Origin of the sequence: Thermoactinospora rubra (genome assembly GCF_002093975.1) — a bacterium.
Lineage (GTDB): Bacteria > Actinomycetota > Actinomycetes > Streptosporangiales > Streptosporangiaceae > Nonomuraea > Nonomuraea rubra_A.
On record NZ_MSZZ01000094.1, the window covers coordinates 1 to 16,954 of the forward strand.

Below are 16,954 nucleotides of genomic sequence, written 5' to 3' on the forward strand. Positions count from 1 at the left end.
ATACGGCGGAGGCGTTGCGCGAGGCTGCCAACAGATGTCCTTCCGGAGGGCACGGATGGATTCGACCTGCGCGCACCGAACGACCCCGGCGGAATCAGGGCGTCGAAGGGCAGCGCGAGGGAGCAGCATAACGCAAACCGCAAACGGATGTCCACACCTACTATAAGTGTCAACCTCGGTGCCGCCTTCAGCATCGCACAGCCCGACTGCACTCGTCAACTTCTTTCATCGCGGCATGCCGTGACCCGTACCGGCTGCAGTTGGGGGGTGTGGAGCAGCGTTGAGAGAGCACGGGTGAGGGCCCGGTGGCGCACAGGACGATCGTCTATGACGTCGCCAAGCGAGCAGGCGTCTCCATCGCGACGGTGTCGCACATATTCCGGCAGCCGGAGCGGGTTCGGCCCGAGACGCGGGAGCTGGTCCTGGAGGCCGAGCCTCGACTCGCTGGGCAGCATCGACCTCGCCGGCAGCGTCGACGGGCTGGTGATCTTCCCGGGGAGCGCGGCACGCGATCTGCTTGAGCACGTGGGACGCGGCGTTCCCTTCGACGGGATCCTCGCCGGGCGGCTGTCGAAGCCGACGCTGACCACGGTCCGCCAGCCGTTCGCCTCGACGGGCCGGCTCGCGCATCCTGACCGACACAGCCCTGGGGGTCGCGCACCCAAAAGTCGTACGTGCTGCCGACGCGCCTGGCCATCGGCGGCAGCTGCGGCTGACGCTTCGCCGATCCCCGGAAGATTCCTCGACAGGCCCAGCCCGGGAGTACGGGGCGGTCGCCGCGGAGGCACATCCTCGTCACCGACGATCGTTCAGGCACTATGGAGCGCATGGCCGACACCGTTGTTGAAATCCATGTTCCGCTGCGTGAGACCCCGGACCGTTCCGAGACTTCCTATCCGTTTCCATGGATCGACGCGATCGAGGAGTTCCTGACCGAGGCGGAGGAGCAGGGACTGGCGGAGGTCTTCGACGACGGCGAGGAGTTCGGGGACGTGTACGTCTTCTCCATCACCGGCGCCGGGGAAGACCGGCTCTTGGAGATCGCTTCCCGTGCCGCCGCCCTCGATGGCGTGCCCGGCGGCGCTTTCGCGATGGTCACCGACGACGAAGCCGAGGAGTTCGGTTTGGGGCGGCGGGTGGACCTTCCCTGACCTGACGTCGCGTCGAAAAGGCCTGGCTGAGAGCTGCCTGGGTTCGTCTCGTACGGCGCTGCTGTACGGAGATCACAAAGGCCACCTCCGGAAATCGGAAGTGGCCTTTGACCTGCGAGCCGCCTTGGGGATTCGAACCCCAGACCCCTTCATTACGAGTGAAGTGCTCTGGCCGACTGAGCTAAGGCGGCGTGCCGTACGGCGGTAGCAGTCTACAGGACCCCAAGCGGTCCTCGCGCCCACGGATCATAGAACACCCGGACAGACGGCCCCATCCCCGCCGTCGAACGACGCTACACGCCGTCCTTGTCCAGCAGGCGGTCGATCCTGAACCCCAGCTCGATCATCTCGCAGCGGATGATGTCGCGCTCCCGCAGCATCTCCGCCTGGAGGGCGTTGAGCTGCTCGCCGGCCCGGTGGCGGAAGACGGCGAGCTCGTCGTGGAGGGCGATGAGGTCTTGCTTGATATCGGCCCACATGTCGGCGATATCGGATCTTATGGCGGCGAGGTCGCTTCGCAGCCCCGAGACGTCGATCTCCACGCTTCGCTGGTGGGAGCTGCCGAGGATGGCCCCGATGGAGCGCACGGCGGCTTCGAGGGTGTCCATACGGCGCTTCAGGTCGGCGATCTCCGCTACCACGTCCATGTGATCCCACTCTCTCGCGCAGGAATGTCCCACAATCCGTAAGCACATGGTCGCAGAAAGGTGAAGAGCGGGGCGATCGCCGATCGCCGCCGGGTGGAGTTTTCTCCACCGCCCGGAGTGCCGCCGGCCAACCCGGTGTGCGAAATCTTCAGGAAGCTTCAGGAAGGCCGCCTCACGCCGACGGGCCGGGATCCGCCCGCCCCCCGCCGTACATCTTCTCGTGCTGCTGCCGAGGCGAGCACACCGACGCCGCCGGGCACGCGCAGCGCCGTCCCCCGTCGTCCAGCCGCACCACGACGGTGTCGGACGGGACGTTGTGGCCCACGACGCTCCCCTCGCCCTGCGGCGTGCTGACCCGCGCCCCCACCCGAGGCATCCTGTTGCGCGTCTCCACATACAGCGGGTGCTCGTACTTCAGGCAGCACATCAGGCGGCCGCACGCCCCCGCGATGCGCATGGGGTTGACCGGAAGGTCCTGGTCCTTCGCCATGCGCACCGAGACGGGCTCGAAGTCCTTCAGGAACGTCGCGCAGCACAGGTCGCGCCCGCACGGGCCGATGCCGCCCTGCAGGCGGGCCTCGTCGCGCGGGCCGATCTGCCGCAGCTCCACCCGGGCACGCAGGTTGCGCGCCAGGTCGCGCACCAGCGCACGGAAGTCGACCCGGTGCGGGGCCGAGAAGTACACCGTGAAGACGTTGTCCGCGTCGAGGTAGTCGACCCCCACGACCTTCATCGGCAGCTCGTGCCGCCTGATCAGCCGCTTGGCGACGCTGCGCGCCTCGGCCCTGCGCCGCTTGTTGGCCTCGTCGCGGGCGAGGTGCTCCTCCTGGGCCAGGCCCTGGCAGACCGGCAGGCCGTCGATGTCCTCGCTGACGTACTGCGGAGCCCAGACGCACTCGGCCACCTCCGGGCCCGAGTCGGTCGGCACCAGCACCTTGTCGCCGACCCTGGGGCTGTGGGGGCCGGGGTCGAGGTAGTAGAGCCTTCCGTAGCGGGTGAAGCTCACCGCCATGATCATGCCCATGGGTGGGAGCTCGCCTCCTGACGGCCTCGGGGGTCCATACGGCCTTACCTTGCCAGCCTACGGGGCCGCTACACCTGTGCCTCACCAGGTGTCGGGGTCGGTGGTCACCGCCATGAAGACGCCCGGCATGTTCTGGACCACGGACTGCGCGCGCCGGACGTCGGCCCCGGGCCGGAGGAGCGCATGGAACATGGGCGACATGTCCGCAACGGTCATCTTCGCGAACCGCTGCTTGTCGGTGAAGGTCCTGCGGAACCTCTCGTAGGCCTGCTCCGGGGTCTCGAACGTGACCGACTGAACCTCCGGCAGCGACTCCAGCCGCCGCCTGACCGCGTTCATCTGCTCCTGCGTGGCGGCCCCGTCGCGGCATTTCAGGGCGCCGATCCGCTCGATGCAGAAGAACACCGTCATCCCATGCTGGGGCTGCACGGCCGCGGTGTGCGACTGCTCCGCGGGCGGCGGCAGGAGCGTCACCCCGCCCCCGACGGCCGCCCCCGCCAGGAGCGCCGCGGCCGCCCACCGCAGGTCCACTCGAAACCGCCGCCGTGCCCGCTCCGGCGCCCGCAACGGCCTCAGATCCTCCAGCCGCACCGTCGCCGCGGCCTCCCCCAGCGCCTCCCGCAGGCGCTCCTCCACTCCGTTCATGCCTTCTCCCCAAGCGCCCGGCCGAGGGCCGCCAGCCCCCGCGCGATCGTGGACCGGACCGTGCTCGCCCCGATCCCCATGGTCTCGGCGATCTCCTGATCGGAAAGGTCGAGGTAGTACCGCAACACCAGCGCCTCCCGCTGCCTGCGCGGCAGGTCGCGTAAGGCCAGCAGCACCTCGCGCCGCTCCTCCCCGAGCAGCACGGAGCTCTCCGCCGACCACACCGGCGGGTCGTACGGCAGCGCCTTGCGGAACACGGTCGCCCTGCGGCGCAGCACCGACCGGCACTGGTTCAGCACGGCCGACCGGATGTACGCCAGCACGCTCGCCGGATCCCGCAACCGCCCACGCCCCGCATGGGTGCGCGCGAACGCCTCCTGCACGACGTCCTCGGCGGTGGCCAGGTCCCCGACCATGAGCAGCGCGAGCCGTACCAGGCCCAGGTGGTGGGCGGCGAAGATCGACGCGACGTCCACGGGGGCGTCGCGGAAGAGCAGCAGTTCGGCTTCCACATCACGGAGACGTCCGGCGGACCGATCTGCTGCTCGCCCCGGGCTCACGAGTCGCCCCGGAGTCACACGAGTCGTCTCGGGCTCACACGAGCGCGAGGCTCTGCCGGGGAGAACGCAACGCCAGCGTCATCGCCTCCACCGCCATCTGCGGGTTGACGTTGGCCTCCAGCCGTTCGCGGCACCGCATGATCGCCTCGATGCGCAGCAGCGTCTCCTCCGGCGTCGAGGCGCGGGCCAGCCGGTCGAGGTCGTAGCGGTGGTCGTCGTTGGCCAGCTCCACCCCGGCGCCCAGCTGCATCGCCAGCACGTCGCGGTAGAACCCCGCCAGCTCCAGCAGCGCCGCGTCCAGCGTGTCGCGCTTGATGCGGGTGGCGCGCGACTTCTGGCGATCCTCCAGCTCCTTCAACGCCCCCGCGCCGCCGCGGACGAGCCCGCGTCCCAGGCCCTTGCCCGTCGAGCCCTCGCCGTACAGCTTCCGCAGCTCGGCGGTCTCGGCCTCGTTCAGCGTCGCCGTGGCCGCCGCGGCCTCCTCCTCGGCGGTCTTGACCAGGCGTTCGGCCGCCGCAATGCACTCGGCCACCCCGGTCAGCGACGCCGGGATCGCCAGCACGGCCTCGCGGCGCTGCCGTACGCCCTCATCCAGCGCCAGCTGACGCGCCCGGACCAGGTCGCCCTGGGCGGCGCGGGCGGCGAAGGACGCCATCGCCGGCGGCACGCCCTCGCGCTCCGCCAGGACGTCGGCGACGGCCCGCGTGGAGGGGATGACGAGCGTGACGACGCGGCAGCGCGACCTGATGGTGACCAGCAGGTCGTCGGCCGAGGGCGCGCACAGCAGCCACACCGTGCGCGGCGGCGGTTCCTCGATGGCTTTCAGCAGGGCGTTCGCGGCGCCCTCGGTCAGGCGCTCGCCGCCCTCGAACAGCATCACCCGCCAGCGGCCCTGCGTCGGGGCTCCGGCGGCGCGCAGGATCAGCTCCCGCGCCTGCCGGACGCCGTAGGACAGGCCCTCGGGGCGGACGTGCTCCAGGTCTGGGTGCGAGCCGATGAACACCTGGTGGCAGTTGTCGCAGTGGCCGCAGCCGCCGTCGGGGCACAGCAGCGCGGCGGCGAAGGCGCGGGCGGCGTCCTCGCGGCCGGCGCCGGGCGGGCCGGTGAACAGCCAGGCGTGCGTCATCCCGGCGCCGCGGCCGCCGTCGACGACCTCCCGCGCCGCCGCGACGGCACGCTCCAGCACGGCCACGGCACGCTCCTGGCCCACAAGATCCCCGAACACGCCCACGCGGCTAGGGTATCTGTTTCTTCATCCTGTACGGCGGAGCCGGCTTGGAGCCACCCACCGACCGGGGCGGGCGTCTGTCCAGGGTGACGCTCACCGGGCGCGCGGGGCCGGCCGCCGTGACGGCGTCTTCTTGGGCGATCGCCGTGGTTCCCACCCTGGGCGCCGCACAACCGCGCCGGGCTCCGCCGTCCCCCTTCCCGCCGACCCGGCGCGGGAGGGGGGTTCCCGGATGGTTGAGCCTGAGGCAGCCCCATACCGAGGTAGCTCGACCCAGGCAACTCGACCCAGGCGGCTCAGCACCGGATGAAGAACCGAGGAAAAAGGGACTACTCCCGGATGGCGGGCATCGTGCCGGTGATGTCCTCCGCCTCCCTCGGCACCGGGTCGGGCAGGATCTCCCTGATCCGGTCCTGAATCAACCGCGTGATCTCCTCCTGCGCCAGCGTCCCGTCGACCACCAGGTAGCGGTCGGGGCTGGCGGCGGCCAGGGCGCGGAACTCCTTGCGCACCCGCTCGTGGAACTCCAGCGGCTCCGACTCGATGCGGTCCGCCGCGCCGCCCAGGCGGCGCAGCCCCACCTCGGGCGGGGTGTCGATGAGGACCGTGAGGTGAGGCACCAGGCCGCCGGTCGCCCAGGCGTTCACCTTGGACACGTCCTCGGGGTCCAGCGCCCGGCCCGCTCCCTGGTAGGCCAGCGACGAGTCGACGTACCGGTCGGAGACGACCACCGAGCCCCGGTGGAGCGCGGGCCGGATGACCTTCTCCACGTGCTCGGCCCGGTCCGCCGCGTACATCAGCGCCTCGGCCCGCGCCGACAGGCCCTTCTCGGCCGCGTCGAGCAGGATGGCCCGCAGCCGCATGCCCGCCTTCGTGGCGCCCGGCTCGCGCGTCTGGACCACGTCGTAGCCCTGGTCGCGCAGCCAGATGGCGATCATCCGCGACTGGGTCGTCTTGCCCGAGCCCTCGCCGCCCTCGAAGGCGATGAACAGCCCCGGTACCTCCTCGGGCGGCTCGGGGGTGAACGACTCGCCGCGCACCGCGGCCAGCAGGTCGGCGGTCAGCGGGACGCCCTTGCGGTCGTCCATGTGCCACAGGCCCAGCACGCCCACCACGGCCGCGAGGACGCCGCCGATCACCAGCACCAGGTTGGACCCGTCGAAGGTGTAGGAGAACGCGCCGGCCCGCACCATGTGGGAGCCGAACAGCGCGGCCACCGGGTTGGCCACCGCGACCACGAACAGGAGCACGACGCGCGCCGTGGACTGCAGGAACGCGAAGGTCCGCCCGCGGATGGCGTCCTCGACCTCCAGCCCGATGAGCGTGTAGCCGATGATCCAGGCGATGCCCGCGCAGGCGCCGAGCAGCACGGTCAGCATCACCACGAACACCAGGTCGTGGATCAGCGCGATCGCGATGAGGACCAGGCCCGCGACGGTGATCGCCAGGCCGAACAGCCGCCGGCGCGACAGCCCGCGCAGCAGGCGCAGGCCGAAGAACATGCCGGCGGCCATGCCGACGAACACCGCGCCGAACATGACGCCGTAGGCCGCGTCGCCGCCGCGCAGCGCCGTGACGTAGATCCTCGCCACGCCGATGACCGCGCCGCCCGCCGCGAACGCGCCCAGCATGCCGATGACCAGCCCGCGCACCAGCCGGTTGCCGCCGACGAAGCGCCAGCCCTCGACGATCTGCTTGACGACCGAGGGCGTGGAGATCGCGCCGTTCCGCCGGGGGATGCCCTTCAGCGTGAAGATCAGCGCCGCCGAGACCAGGAACGCGCCCGCGTTGACGACCAGCGCGAGGCAGCCCGACAGCCAGGGCCGGCCGCCCAGCAGGTCCACCACCACCGACAGCGCCGCGAACAGGGCGGCGGCCAGCGGCGCCGTGCCGTACGTCACCAGCAGGTTGAGCTGGTTGGCCTGCTCCAGCCGTTCCTTGGGGACCAGGTTGGGCACCGTCGCGTCCTTGGCGGGCACCCAGAAGAGGTTGACGCACTCCACCAGCAGCGTGGCGGCGATGATCCAGCGATAGGCGACGTCGTTCGGGGCCAGCCACACGACCGCCGCGATGGAGATGACGAGCGCGAACCGCGACAGGTCCGCCACGACCATGCACAGCCGCCGGTCGAACCGGTCGGCGAACGCCCCCGCGAGCGGCCCCAGCAGGATGGCCGGGAGCATCTTGGCGACGAACACGCCGCCGACCGCCAGCGACTGCGCGCGGAAGTCGCCCGGTCTGGCCAGATTGCCGGCCAGGGCGGTCAGCGCGACGATGTTCAGCCAGTCACCCAGGCTGCAGACCGACATGGCCAGCCACAGCCTGCGGAAGGGGGCGTTTGCCAGCACATGGGCCGGCCTGCGGGCGGTCATAGTGTCAGCGTATCCAGGTGGTTGACGGGCCAGGGAGACAGCGACGAGCCGGATATACCCGGCTGCTCGGCGCTGAGAGTAATACGTCCGGCAATCGGCCGTCCGCCACACGGGCCGAATGGTCAGGACCGGAGTTCGAGCAGGGTGATCTCGGGCGGCGCGCCGACGCGGACCGGCGGTCCCCAGAACCCCGCCCCGCGGGTGACGTAGACCTGGACGCCGTCCACGGTGGCCAGGCCGGACACCACCGGCTGCTGGAGCGGGACCAGCAGGTTGAAGGGCGCCATCTGGCCGCCGTGCGTGTGCCCCGACAGCTGCAGGTCCACCCCGTGCCGCGCGGCCTCACGCACCTGGATGGGCTGGTGCGCGAGCAGGACCGTGCTGCGCGTCCGGTCCCGGCCGCCCAGCGCCTTGGCGAAGTCGGGACCGTCGCCGGCCTGCGCGCCGTTGACGTCGTTGACGCCGGCGAGGTCGAGGACGGCGCCGTTGTGCGCGATCTCCACCCGGGAGTTGCGCAGCGAGCGCACGCCCAGCTGGTCGAGCTCCTCGATCCACTCGTCCGGGCCGTTGGCGGTGTAGTACTCGTGGTTGCCGGTGACGAAGTAGGCGCCGTAGCGGGATTCGAGGTGGCGCAGCGGGCGGGCCATCGCTCCCAGCTCCGCGACCGTCCCGTCGACCAGGTCCCCCACGATGGCCACCACGTCCGGCTTCGTCTCGTTGATCATGCGGACGATCCGCTCGGTGTGGGCGACGCCCGTGATGGGCCCGAGGTGGATGTCGCTGACCACCGCGAACCGCAGGCCGCTCAGCCGGGGGTCCAGCCGCGGCAGCCGTACCGCCACGGGCTCGACCACCGGGTCGCCCAGCGCCGTCCGCACGCCGTACCCCACGGTGCCCAGCGCGCCGACGCCCGCCACCAGCGCGGCGGCCCGCCCGACGAACAGCCTCCTGCTGATGTCGCCGGGCGCGCCGGTGTCCGGCCCTTCAGCCGGTACGGCGGAGTCCGGCCCTTCAGCCGGTACGGCGGAGCCGCCTCCCCCGACGGGCGCGGCGACCGGCTCGCGCACGCGCCGCGCCCGCAGCACGCCGTGCGCCACGGCCCGTGGCACCTCCAGCGCCAGCAGCCACACCAGCAGGTAGAACATGACCGCCAGCCACAGGAAGCCCGGCCAGGCCAGCCAGTGCCCCCACTCCATGCGGGAGCCCACGAACGTCGTCATCACCAGCACGGCCATGCCGACCAGCGCCAGCGTCAGGGCCTTCCTGGCGCGGCCAGGGCGGGTGGTGCTCCGCACCAGGCGGTGCCATAGGTACAGGTGCACGCCGACGAGGACCGCGACCACCGTGACGAGGAAACCCAGGATCACCCCAAAATGCTACGGGGCCGCCCCTGAGATCGCTCTCAGCTAGGACTTCTAGGACTTCGCCTTGGCCGGGGCCTTCTTCGCCGTGCTCGTCGAGGCCTTCTTGGCGGGGGCCTTGCGGGCGGCGGTGGTTTTCTTGGCCGCGGGGGCCTTCTCCCGGCGCTCGGCCAGCAGCTCGGCCGCCCGCTCGATGGTGATGTCCTCGACCGTGTCGCCCTTGCGCAGCGAGGCGTTGGTCTCGCCGTCGGTCACGTACGGGCCGAACCGTCCCTCCTTGACCACGACAGGCCGCTTGGAGTTGGGGTCCTCGCCCAGCTCGCGCAGCGGGGCGGCGGCAGCCGTACGGCGGCCACGCTGCTTGGGCTGCGCGAACAGCTCCTTGGCCTGCTCGATCGTGACGGTGAAGAGCTCCTCCTCCGAGCCGAGCGAGCGCGAGTCGGTGCCCTTCTTCAGGTAGGGGCCGAACTTGCCGTTGTAGGCCAGCACCTCCTCGCCGTCGAGCTCGCCCACCCTCCGCGGCAGCGACAGCAGCCTGAGCGCGTCGTCCAGCGTGACGGTGTCCAGCGACATCGACTTGAACAGCGACTGCGTGCGCGGCTTGGGGGCGTCGGCCTTCTTCGTCCGCTTCCTGGGCGTCTCCTCGGCGGGCTCGGGCAGGACCTCGGTGACGTACGGGCCGAAACGCCCGTCCTTGGCGACGATCACGTTGCCGGTCACCGGGTCCCGGCCCAGTTCGCGGTCGCCGCTCGGGCGCGAGAACAGCTCCTCGGCCTTCTCCGCCGTCAGCTCGTCGGGCGCCATGTCCTCGGGCACGTTCACCCGGACGCCGTCGCGGTCCAGGTACGGGCCGAAGCGCCCGACCCGCAGCACGATGTCGGTCCCCTTGATCGGGAAGGAGCTGATCTCCTTGGCGTCGATCTCGCCGAGGTCGGTCACCAGCTCCTTGAGCCCCTCGTCGCCGTTGCCGCCGAAGTAGAAGCGCCGCAGCTCCGGCACCCGCTCGGCGCGGTCGTTGGCGATGTCGTCGAGAACCTTCTCCATCGTCGCGGTGAAGTCGTAGTCGACCAGGTGGCCGAAGTGCTGCTCCAGCAGGTTCACCACGGCGAAGGCCAGGAAGCTCGGGACCAGCGCGGTCCCCTTCTTGAAGACGTAGCCGCGGTCCAGGATCGTGCCGATGATCGACGCATACGTCGACGGCCGGCCGATTTCCCGCTCCTCCAGCTCCTTGACCAGCGTGGCCTCGGTGTAGCGGGCGGGCGGCTTGGTGGTGTGCCCGGCCACGTCGAGCCTGGCCAGGGTCAGCGGGTCGCCCTCCGCCAGGTTGGGCAGGCGCTTCTCGGAGTCGTCGCGGTCGGTCGACGGGTCGTCGGCGCTCTCGACGTACGCCTTGAGGAAGCCGTAGAAGGTGATCGTGCGGCCGGTCGCGCTGAACTCCACGTCGTCGCCCGCCACCTTGACGCTGATGGACTCGCCGACCGCGTCCTTCATCTGCGAGGCGACCGTGCGCTGCCAGATCAGCTCGTACAGCCGGAACATATCGCCCGACAGGCCCGTCTCGCCCGGCGTGCGGAACTCCTCGCCCGACGGCCGGATCGCCTCGTGCGCCTCCTGGGCGTTCTTCACCTTGCTGGCGTACACGCGCGGCTTGTCCGGCACGTAGGCCGGGCCGTACAGCTTGATCGCCTGCGACCGGGCGGCGGCCACGGCCGTCTCCGACAGCGTGATGCTGTCGGTCCGCATGTAGGTGATGAAGCCGTTCTCATACAGCCGCTGCGCCACCTGCATGGTGTACTTCGCCGAGAAGCCGAGCTTGCGGCTGGCCTCCTGCTGCAGCGTGGTCGTGCGGAACGGCGGGTACGGCTTGCGCGTGTACGGCTTGCGCTCGACCGACTTGACCCGGAACCTCGTGGCGTGCAGGCGGGCCTTGAGCGCCTCGGCCGCCTCCTGGGTGAGGTGGAGGACGTCGGCGTTCTTCAGCCGGCCGTCGCTGCCGAAGTCGCGGCCCTGCGCCACCCGCCTGCCGCCCACGCTGGTGAGCGTCGCGGTGAAGTCGCGCGGCGTCTCCTCCGGCTTGCCGGTGTCGAACAGCGCCTGCAGGTCCCAGTAGCTCGCCGGGGTGAACGCCATCCGCTCGCGCTCGCGCTCGACCACCAGCCTGGTCGCCACCGACTGCACCCGGCCCGCGCTCAGCCGCGGCTTGACCTTCTTCCACAGCACCGGGCTGACCTCGTAGCCGTAGAGGCGGTCGAGGATGCGCCGCGTCTCCTGCGCGTCCACCAGGCGCAGGTCCAGGTCGCGCGGGTTGGCCACGGCGTCCTGGATCGCCTGCGGGGTGATCTCGTGGAACACCATGCGGTGCACCGGCACCTTCGGCTTGAGCACCTCGCGCAGGTGCCAGGCGATCGCCTCGCCTTCGCGGTCCTCGTCGGTGGCGAGGTAGAGCTCGTCGGCGTCCTTCAGCAGCTGCTTGAGCTTGGCCACCTGCGACTTCTTGTCGGGGTTGACGATGTAGAGCGGCTCGAAGTCATGCTCGACGTTCACGCCAAGCCGCGCCCACGGCTCCCCCTTGTACTTCTCGGGGATGTCGTCGGCTCGCTCCGGCAGATCGCGGATGTGACCGATGCTCGACTCGACGGTGAACCCGCGCCCGAGGTACTCGGCGATCTTCTTCGCCTTCGTCGGCGACTCGACGATCACCAGGCGGGTCCCGCGACCGCCGCTGCTGCCGTTCTTGGCTGGCACGCTGCTTCCTACCTCGCTGTTCGCTTGCTTCATCCCCGCTCGTGGTTGGGCGCAGACCTGAAAGGTAACCCGAATCGCCCGTGTTGCCTTCCCCCCGTGGCTACCCAGTCGCTTTCCGGTCCACCCACAAGGACGCAGAATAGGGCCCATGGAGCGGCGTCTCGCCCTGACTCACCCAGGAGACTAATCGTTGTGCCCGAGTACTCCTACATGGACGTCTACATCCCCGGCGGCGTCTCACGAGAAGCCGCACGTCAGCTGCTGACGGAACATGCGGAATACGGTCAGTGGGAGCTGGCCCGCGTGCGGGTCTACTCCGACGGGAGCCGTCGGGTACGGCTGCGCCGGAAAATCATACGAGTGCGCAGCACTCTTTGAAAAAGGGCTTTGCCCGTCCCCGGGCCATCGCCCCCGGAGACGGGCAAAGCGGCTGTCGCCGTGTTCGTGTGATGTGGCGGGCGGACCGGCCGTCGGCGGTCGGGCAGTGCTGGCCGCGCCGCTCCTCGCCGTGATCGTCCTTTCGGGTACGGCCTAGCGTGACGTCGCGGCCCGCCGTACTCCATGGGCCACGCCCGCCGGCGAACCGGCTCGTCGGGATGCCCCGCCCGCTCCCGCGCTGTGACGCCTACCCCCACCCGGGAGCGGGCGGAGCACGTCTGGCTACTTCCTGCGGAAGCGCAGGCGGCGCGTGGTGGCGAACAGCGTCGCCGAGGCGGCGAACATCGCGCCGAGCACCAGCGCCAGCAGCGAGCTGGAGTTCATCCCGGTCACGCCGCCAGGGGTGGCGGCGCTCATGAGGCCCACGTCGCCGACGGGCAGGGCGCCGGCCGCCTGGCCCACGGCGCCGCCGACCGGCGTGGAGGCGACCAGGTCGGTCACCGGAGCGGCGGCCGGCAGCGGGCTGGCACCCTTGTCCTTGCCGCTCTTGTGCCCCTGCTGCCCCTGCTGCCCCGGCGTCGCGGGGGAGCCGGGCAGCCCGGGCATGGCCGGGAGCGCGGGCAGGCCCAGCGTGCTGGGCAGGTCGCCGACCAGCGGCAGGGACGGCAGGCCCGAGCCGCGCATCTGCTGGGTGAGGTTGCCGGCGTCCTTGAGGCCGCTCAGCGCCGGGACGACGGGCAGGGCGGGCAGGATGCCGCCGGCCTGCCGGGTCTTGGCGAACCGGCCGCTGGCGTGCGCCCAGTGGTCGAAGCCGTCGTGGACGGGCTTGCCGACGCGGGCCCCGCCGAGGCACCCGGCGGCGGCGTCGCCCAGGACGGCGACCGCGTTGCCGCAGACGTTGACCGGAGCGGTGATCGGCGCGACCACCTGGTTGCCGGACAGCACCCCGGAACGGCCCGAGGTGGTGTTGCCGCCCGCGCCCGAACCGGACGCGGTGTTCTCGACCGTGCTGCCGCCCATGCATCCCGCGGGCGCGTTGCCGGCGGCGTTGCCGCAGACGTTGAGCGGAGCGGTGATCGGGGCGATCACCTGGTTGCCGCTGCCCGCGCCGAACCGGCCGTCGGTGTCGTTGCCGGTCGAGCCCTGCCTGCGGGTGCCGTGGTAGTGGCGCCGCGGCTTGTCGCCGTTGTTGGTGACGGACGAGCCGCCCTTACACCCGGCGAACGCCTCGCCGAACACCGCCACGGCGTTGCCGCAGATGTTGACCGGGGCGGTGATCGGCGCGACCACCTGGTTGCCGCCGAGCACCGAGCTCCTGCCCGAGGTGGTGTTGCCGCCGGAGCCCACGCCGGTGTTCTTGACGCTCGCGCCGCCCTTGCAGCCCGCGCTCGCGTCACCGAAGATCGCCACGGCGTTGCCGCAGGCGTTGATCGGAGCGGTGATGGGCGCGGTGACCTGGTTGCCGCCCAGGATGCTGCTGTCGCCGGAGGTCCTGTTGCCTCCCGCGCCGCCCTTGCCCGAGGTCTTGACGTCCGCGCCGCCCTTGCAGCCGGCGTCGGAGTTGCCGAACAGCGACACGGCGTTGCCGCAGGCGTTGATCGGGGCGTTGACGGGCGCGTTCACCTGGTTGCCGCCCAGGACGCTACTCTTGCCGGACGTCTTGTTGGGGATGCCGCCGTTGCCGGTGTTCTCCACCGACGCGCCGCCCCGGGAGGAGGCGGTGGACTCGCCCGCGACGCCGGCGGCGTTGCCGCTGATGTCGATCGGGATCGAGACCGGGAGGTTGACCTGGTTGCCGCCGCCGATGGAGGAGTCTCCCGAGGTGTCGGCGACAGCCGTACCGCTGCCGATGGACATGACCGCGACGGCCAGCAGGGCCGCCGGGGCCGATGCCTTCGCCCACGTACGCATGATGAATGCTCCTAGTGGTTCTTGGGGGGATACCTGACAGCTCGGGCGTCGCGAGACCCGGGTACAGCGGGGGTCTCGTGCGCCGTCGAGCGGTTGACTGACCGCGGAGAGCGGTGGGCTTGGCAGGGTCTGCCTGCGGGGTCCTTCCGTGGGGCCGCTCGCGGTTCCGTCCGTGGGGTCCGCTTGCGAGTCCGACCGCGGGGTTTGACCTGCGGGTCCGCCCGCGGGGCTTGTCCTGCGGGTCCCTTGCGAGCACCACCTGCCGGGGTCCACGGGGCGGGATCCGCGCGTGCCGGACCGGCTCGGGGATTCCGCACGGGAGTTCCGCGCGCGGCGCCCTGTGCCGAGGTCACGTGGTGTGACCGCTGGACGTCTGCGGACGACCGACCGGCTGGACCCGGGAGTCAGGAGCTCGATGCTCAGGCTCGGGAGTGCTCAGACTCGGGAGCTCGACGCTCGGACTCCGGACTCGGGAGTCGATGCTCGGGCTCGGGACTCGGGACGGAAACGCGCCGCGAGGGTTCTCGCAGGGCCGCCGCGGAGGGACTACGCCGCACTCCGCTCCCGGCCGCGCCATGGGCCGGGCTTTCGAGCAGGGTCAGTCAGGTGAGAAGGAAGGGTCGTCCGCCGCTGTGCGGAAGACCGGGGGAAGCACGCGCGCCAGGGGGACGCGCTGCACCAGAAGCCGCGGGTCGAATGCGGACCGCGCGACGTCCCCCATACCCGGCCCGAAGGGGCCGTTGCCACCGTTGGGCACCAGCCCGTTCGGGCCAGAGCTCTCCTTGACGGTGGAAGGTGCGGGGTAGCCGGGGTGCGACTGGCTGGTCAGCCCGTCGACCTTGAGCCCGGCCATGGCCCCGGTGTTGTCGAGCACCGGGGCGTCGGGGGCGGGGAGTCCGTCCTTCGCGGACCCGGTGACCGCCTCGGTCGAGGGGATCGCCAGGGCCGCGTCCGTCGCCGGCCGAGAGTCGGCGGCGGCCTCGGACCCCGAAGCCGTCGTGCCCGCGGCCGCCGTCTCGGCGGTGGCGGACCCGGCGGCCGCGGGGGACGCTCCGAAGAGCAGGGCGAGCAACCAGCCGGCGACGACGACGCCACCCAGCGTGAGCGCTCTGGCGAGGATCCGACGGGCCCCGGCCGCGAACCGCGCCATCCGGTCGGCCCGGTCGGTCATCGCATCCTCTCGAGAGGCCGTCACGGGCACGCGCACAGCGGTGAGGGATCGCTCCCCCAGCTGCTGGTGCGTCTTGCGCGCCACGTGACCTCCCGTGCTCCATGACCGGTCCCGCGAGGGGACCGGTCCGTGGACTCACCCCTCAACGGTCAGTAACCGTAGCAGCACCCAACGTGGGTGCAAGCCGTTTTCAGCAGAGATCAAGGAATCGGTCAAGAACCCTGACCCCAAACCGGAGCGAATCGACCGGCACGCGCTCGTCCACGCCATGGAACATCCCCGAGAAGTCCAATTCCGGCGGCAGCCGCAGCGGCGCGAAGCCGTACCCCTTGATCCCCAGCCTGTTGAAGGACTTCAGGTCCGTGCCGCCCGACAGGGTGTACGGCACGGCGAGCCCCTCGGGGTCCTCCTCGGCCAGCGCCCGGGCCATGGCCTGGACCAGCGGCCCCTCGAAGGCGAACTCCAGCGCGGCCTGGTGCTGGACGAACTCCCTGGTGACGTTCGGGCCCAGCAGGTCGTCGACGGTCGCGAGGAACTCCTCCTCGTGCCCCGGCAGGAACCGCCCGTCGATCACCGCCTCCGCGGTCTGCGGGATGACGTTCGTCTTGTACCCGGCGGTGAGCATCGTCGGGTTGGCGGTGTTGCGCAGCACCGCGCCGATCATCCTCGCGAGCGGGCCGAGCTGCGCGACGGCCTCCTCGGGACGATCCAGGTCCGCGCCGAGCTCTTCGAGGAGCCTCGTGACCGTCGGCGTCAGCCGTACCGGCCACTGGTGACGGCCGATCCTGCCCACCGCCTCGGCCAGCTCGGTGACCGCGTTCTCGGCGTTCAACATCGAGCCGTGGCCGGCGCGCCCCTTGGCGGTCAGCCGCATCCAGGCCATGCCCTTCTCGGCGGCCTCGATCAGGTACAGCCGGCGATCGCCCATCGTGACGCTGAACCCGCCCACCTCGCCGATGGCCTCCGTGACGCCCTCGAAGACCTCCGGATGCTTGCCGACCAGGAACTTGGCGCCGTAGTCGCCCCCGGCCTCCTCGTCGGCGGTGAACACGAGCACCACGTCGCGCCTGACCGGCCGTCCCTCGCTGAGGCGCTTGCGCACCACGGCCAGGATCATCGCGTCCATGTCCTTCATGTCCACGGCCCCGCGCCCCCACACGCACCCGTCGGCCACCTCGCCCGACAAGGGGTGCACCCGCCAGTCGGCGGCGTCGAACGGCACCACGTCCAGGTGCCCGTGCAGCAGGAGGGCCTCCCCGGACTCGCCGGTCCCCTCGATCCTCGCGACCACGTTCGCCCTCTTGCGGTCGCTCTCCAGGATCGTGGCCTCGACGCCGACCTCGGCGAGCTTGCCCGCCACGAACTCCGCGGCCGCCCTCTCCCCGGGCCCGGCGTTGTCCCCGGCGTTCCTGGAGTCGATCCTGATCAGGTCGCGGCAGAGCTCGACGACCTCGTCCTCACCCATGGCGGCTCCCTCCCACCGACGTGCTCTCGAGCCACCATCCTGCCGCCGCGGATTCCTGGTATGACGCACCGCCCAGAGTTTGCTAACCTAACTGAGCCGACGCGGGATGACGGTCCCGCGTGCAGGCACCAAGTCCGGGTGGCGGAATAGGCAGACGCGCTAGCTTGAGGTGCTAGTGCCCGTTAAGGGCATGGGGGTTCAAGTCCCCCCTCGGACACAAACCATTTGCACATGTGGGGGTCAGGGATCACTCTAAGCGTCTATCCAGAAGTTCTGCGCGTAACCGGGTGTGGGAC

At 71.1% G+C, this 16,954-nt stretch carries 14 protein-coding genes and 2 tRNA genes; 4 read left to right on the forward strand and 12 right to left on the reverse strand.

Annotated elements, in window-relative coordinates; translation table 11 throughout:
* Nucleotides 1-305 precede the first annotated feature (305 nt).
* Both BSB02_RS43825 and BSB02_RS38565 read left to right on the forward strand, forming a co-directional pair.
* Complete coding sequence (locus tag BSB02_RS43825) at nt 306-521, forward strand: LacI family DNA-binding transcriptional regulator (RefSeq protein WP_420855914.1); 216 nt, start codon at nt 306-308, stop codon at nt 519-521.
* A 306-nt stretch (nt 522-827) separates the two neighbouring features.
* Nucleotides 828-1,151, forward strand: a complete 324-nt coding sequence (locus BSB02_RS38565) for a hypothetical protein (RefSeq protein WP_084965966.1) — start codon at nt 828-830, stop codon at nt 1,149-1,151.
* A 117-nt stretch (nt 1,152-1,268) separates the two neighbouring features.
* Here BSB02_RS38565 and BSB02_RS38570 read toward each other — a convergent pair.
* The 9 genes from BSB02_RS38570 to topA all read right to left on the reverse strand — a co-directional run bounded on the left by BSB02_RS38570 (nt 1,269) and on the right by topA (nt 11,733).
* Nucleotides 1,269-1,342: transfer RNA gene (locus BSB02_RS38570), tRNA-Thr, on the reverse strand.
* A gap of 102 nt (nt 1,343-1,444) precedes the next feature.
* Nucleotides 1,445-1,798, reverse strand: coding sequence for a hypothetical protein (locus BSB02_RS40360; RefSeq protein WP_143591736.1), 354 nt, complete (start codon nt 1,796-1,798; stop codon nt 1,445-1,447).
* Nucleotides 1,799-1,970: 172 nt separating this feature from the next.
* Nucleotides 1,971-2,816, reverse strand: coding sequence for a PSP1 domain-containing protein (locus BSB02_RS38580; RefSeq protein WP_084965967.1), 846 nt, complete (start codon nt 2,814-2,816; stop codon nt 1,971-1,973).
* An 87-nt stretch (nt 2,817-2,903) separates the two neighbouring features.
* On the reverse strand, nt 2,904-3,467 hold the full coding sequence (locus BSB02_RS43250) for a permease-like cell division protein FtsX (protein WP_143591738.1): 564 nt from the start codon (nt 3,465-3,467) through the stop codon (nt 2,904-2,906).
* Nucleotides 3,464-3,979 carry a SigE family RNA polymerase sigma factor gene (locus tag BSB02_RS38590; protein WP_276206404.1) on the reverse strand — a complete coding sequence of 172 codons (516 nt, stop codon included), beginning with the start codon at nt 3,977-3,979 and terminating at the stop codon, nt 3,464-3,466. The genes BSB02_RS43250 and BSB02_RS38590 overlap by 4 nt, the downstream gene beginning before the upstream one ends.
* An 82-nt stretch (nt 3,980-4,061) precedes the next feature.
* Nucleotides 4,062-5,258, reverse strand: coding sequence for a DNA polymerase III subunit delta' (locus BSB02_RS38595; RefSeq protein ID WP_084965958.1), 1,197 nt, complete (start codon nt 5,256-5,258; stop codon nt 4,062-4,064).
* A 326-nt stretch (nt 5,259-5,584) separates the two neighbouring features.
* Nucleotides 5,585-7,627 (reverse strand): dTMP kinase, encoded by a 2,043-nt coding sequence (tmk, locus tag BSB02_RS38600; RefSeq protein ID WP_084965959.1) that lies wholly within the window; start codon nt 7,625-7,627, stop codon nt 5,585-5,587.
* A gap of 122 nt (nt 7,628-7,749) precedes the next feature.
* Nucleotides 7,750-8,994 (reverse strand): metallophosphoesterase, encoded by a 1,245-nt coding sequence (locus BSB02_RS38605; RefSeq protein WP_084965960.1) that lies wholly within the window; start codon nt 8,992-8,994, stop codon nt 7,750-7,752.
* Between the two features lie 48 nt (nt 8,995-9,042).
* The gene (gene topA / locus BSB02_RS38610) at nt 9,043-11,733 is read right to left on the reverse strand and encodes a type I DNA topoisomerase (RefSeq protein ID WP_240507043.1); all 2,691 of its coding nucleotides are present in this window, start codon (nt 11,731-11,733) and stop codon (nt 9,043-9,045) included.
* A gap of 192 nt (nt 11,734-11,925) precedes the next feature.
* On the opposite strand from topA, the gene BSB02_RS38615 reads away from it, so the two are divergent.
* Entirely contained in the window at nt 11,926-12,111 is a 186-nt protein-coding gene (locus tag BSB02_RS38615; RefSeq protein WP_084965962.1) for a DUF5703 family protein, read from the forward strand.
* 282 nt (nt 12,112-12,393) lie between these two features.
* On the opposite strand, the gene BSB02_RS38620 is transcribed toward BSB02_RS38615, so the two are convergent.
* The 3 genes from BSB02_RS38620 to BSB02_RS38630 form a co-directional block, all read right to left on the reverse strand.
* Nucleotides 12,394-14,022, reverse strand: coding sequence for a chaplin (locus BSB02_RS38620; RefSeq protein ID WP_084965963.1), 1,629 nt, complete (start codon nt 14,020-14,022; stop codon nt 12,394-12,396).
* 598 nt (nt 14,023-14,620) lie between these two features.
* Entirely contained in the window at nt 14,621-15,277 is a 657-nt protein-coding gene (locus BSB02_RS38625) for a hypothetical protein (protein WP_240507044.1), read from the reverse strand.
* Between the two features lie 106 nt (nt 15,278-15,383).
* Complete coding sequence (locus BSB02_RS38630) at nt 15,384-16,658, reverse strand: M20/M25/M40 family metallo-hydrolase (protein WP_084965964.1); 1,275 nt, start codon at nt 16,656-16,658, stop codon at nt 15,384-15,386.
* Between the two features lie 132 nt (nt 16,659-16,790).
* On the opposite strand from BSB02_RS38630, the gene BSB02_RS38635 reads away from it, so the two are divergent.
* A tRNA-Leu gene (locus BSB02_RS38635) sits at nt 16,791-16,875 on the forward strand.
* The last annotated feature ends 79 nt before the right edge of the window (nt 16,876-16,954 follow it).

What these genes read in the sequence shown, in the direction of transcription:
- BSB02_RS38565 (WP_084965966.1), top strand. Translation starts at nt 828, where the DNA reads ATGGCCGACACCGTTGTTGAAATCCATGTTCCGCTGCGTGAGACCCCG.
- BSB02_RS40360 (WP_143591736.1), bottom strand. Translation starts at nt 1,798, where the DNA reads ATGGACGTGGTAGCGGAGATCGCCGACCTGAAGCGCCGTATGGACACC.
- BSB02_RS38580 (WP_084965967.1), bottom strand. Translation starts at nt 2,816, where the DNA reads ATGATCATGGCGGTGAGCTTCACCCGCTACGGAAGGCTCTACTACCTC.
- BSB02_RS43250 (WP_143591738.1), bottom strand. Translation starts at nt 3,467, where the DNA reads ATGAACGGAGTGGAGGAGCGCCTGCGGGAGGCGCTGGGGGAGGCCGCG.
- tmk (WP_084965959.1), bottom strand. Translation starts at nt 7,627, where the DNA reads ATGACCGCCCGCAGGCCGGCCCATGTGCTGGCAAACGCCCCCTTCCGC.
- BSB02_RS38620 (WP_084965963.1), bottom strand. Translation starts at nt 14,022, where the DNA reads ATGCGTACGTGGGCGAAGGCATCGGCCCCGGCGGCCCTGCTGGCCGTC.
- BSB02_RS38630 (WP_084965964.1), bottom strand. Translation starts at nt 16,658, where the DNA reads ATGGGTGAGGACGAGGTCGTCGAGCTCTGCCGCGACCTGATCAGGATC.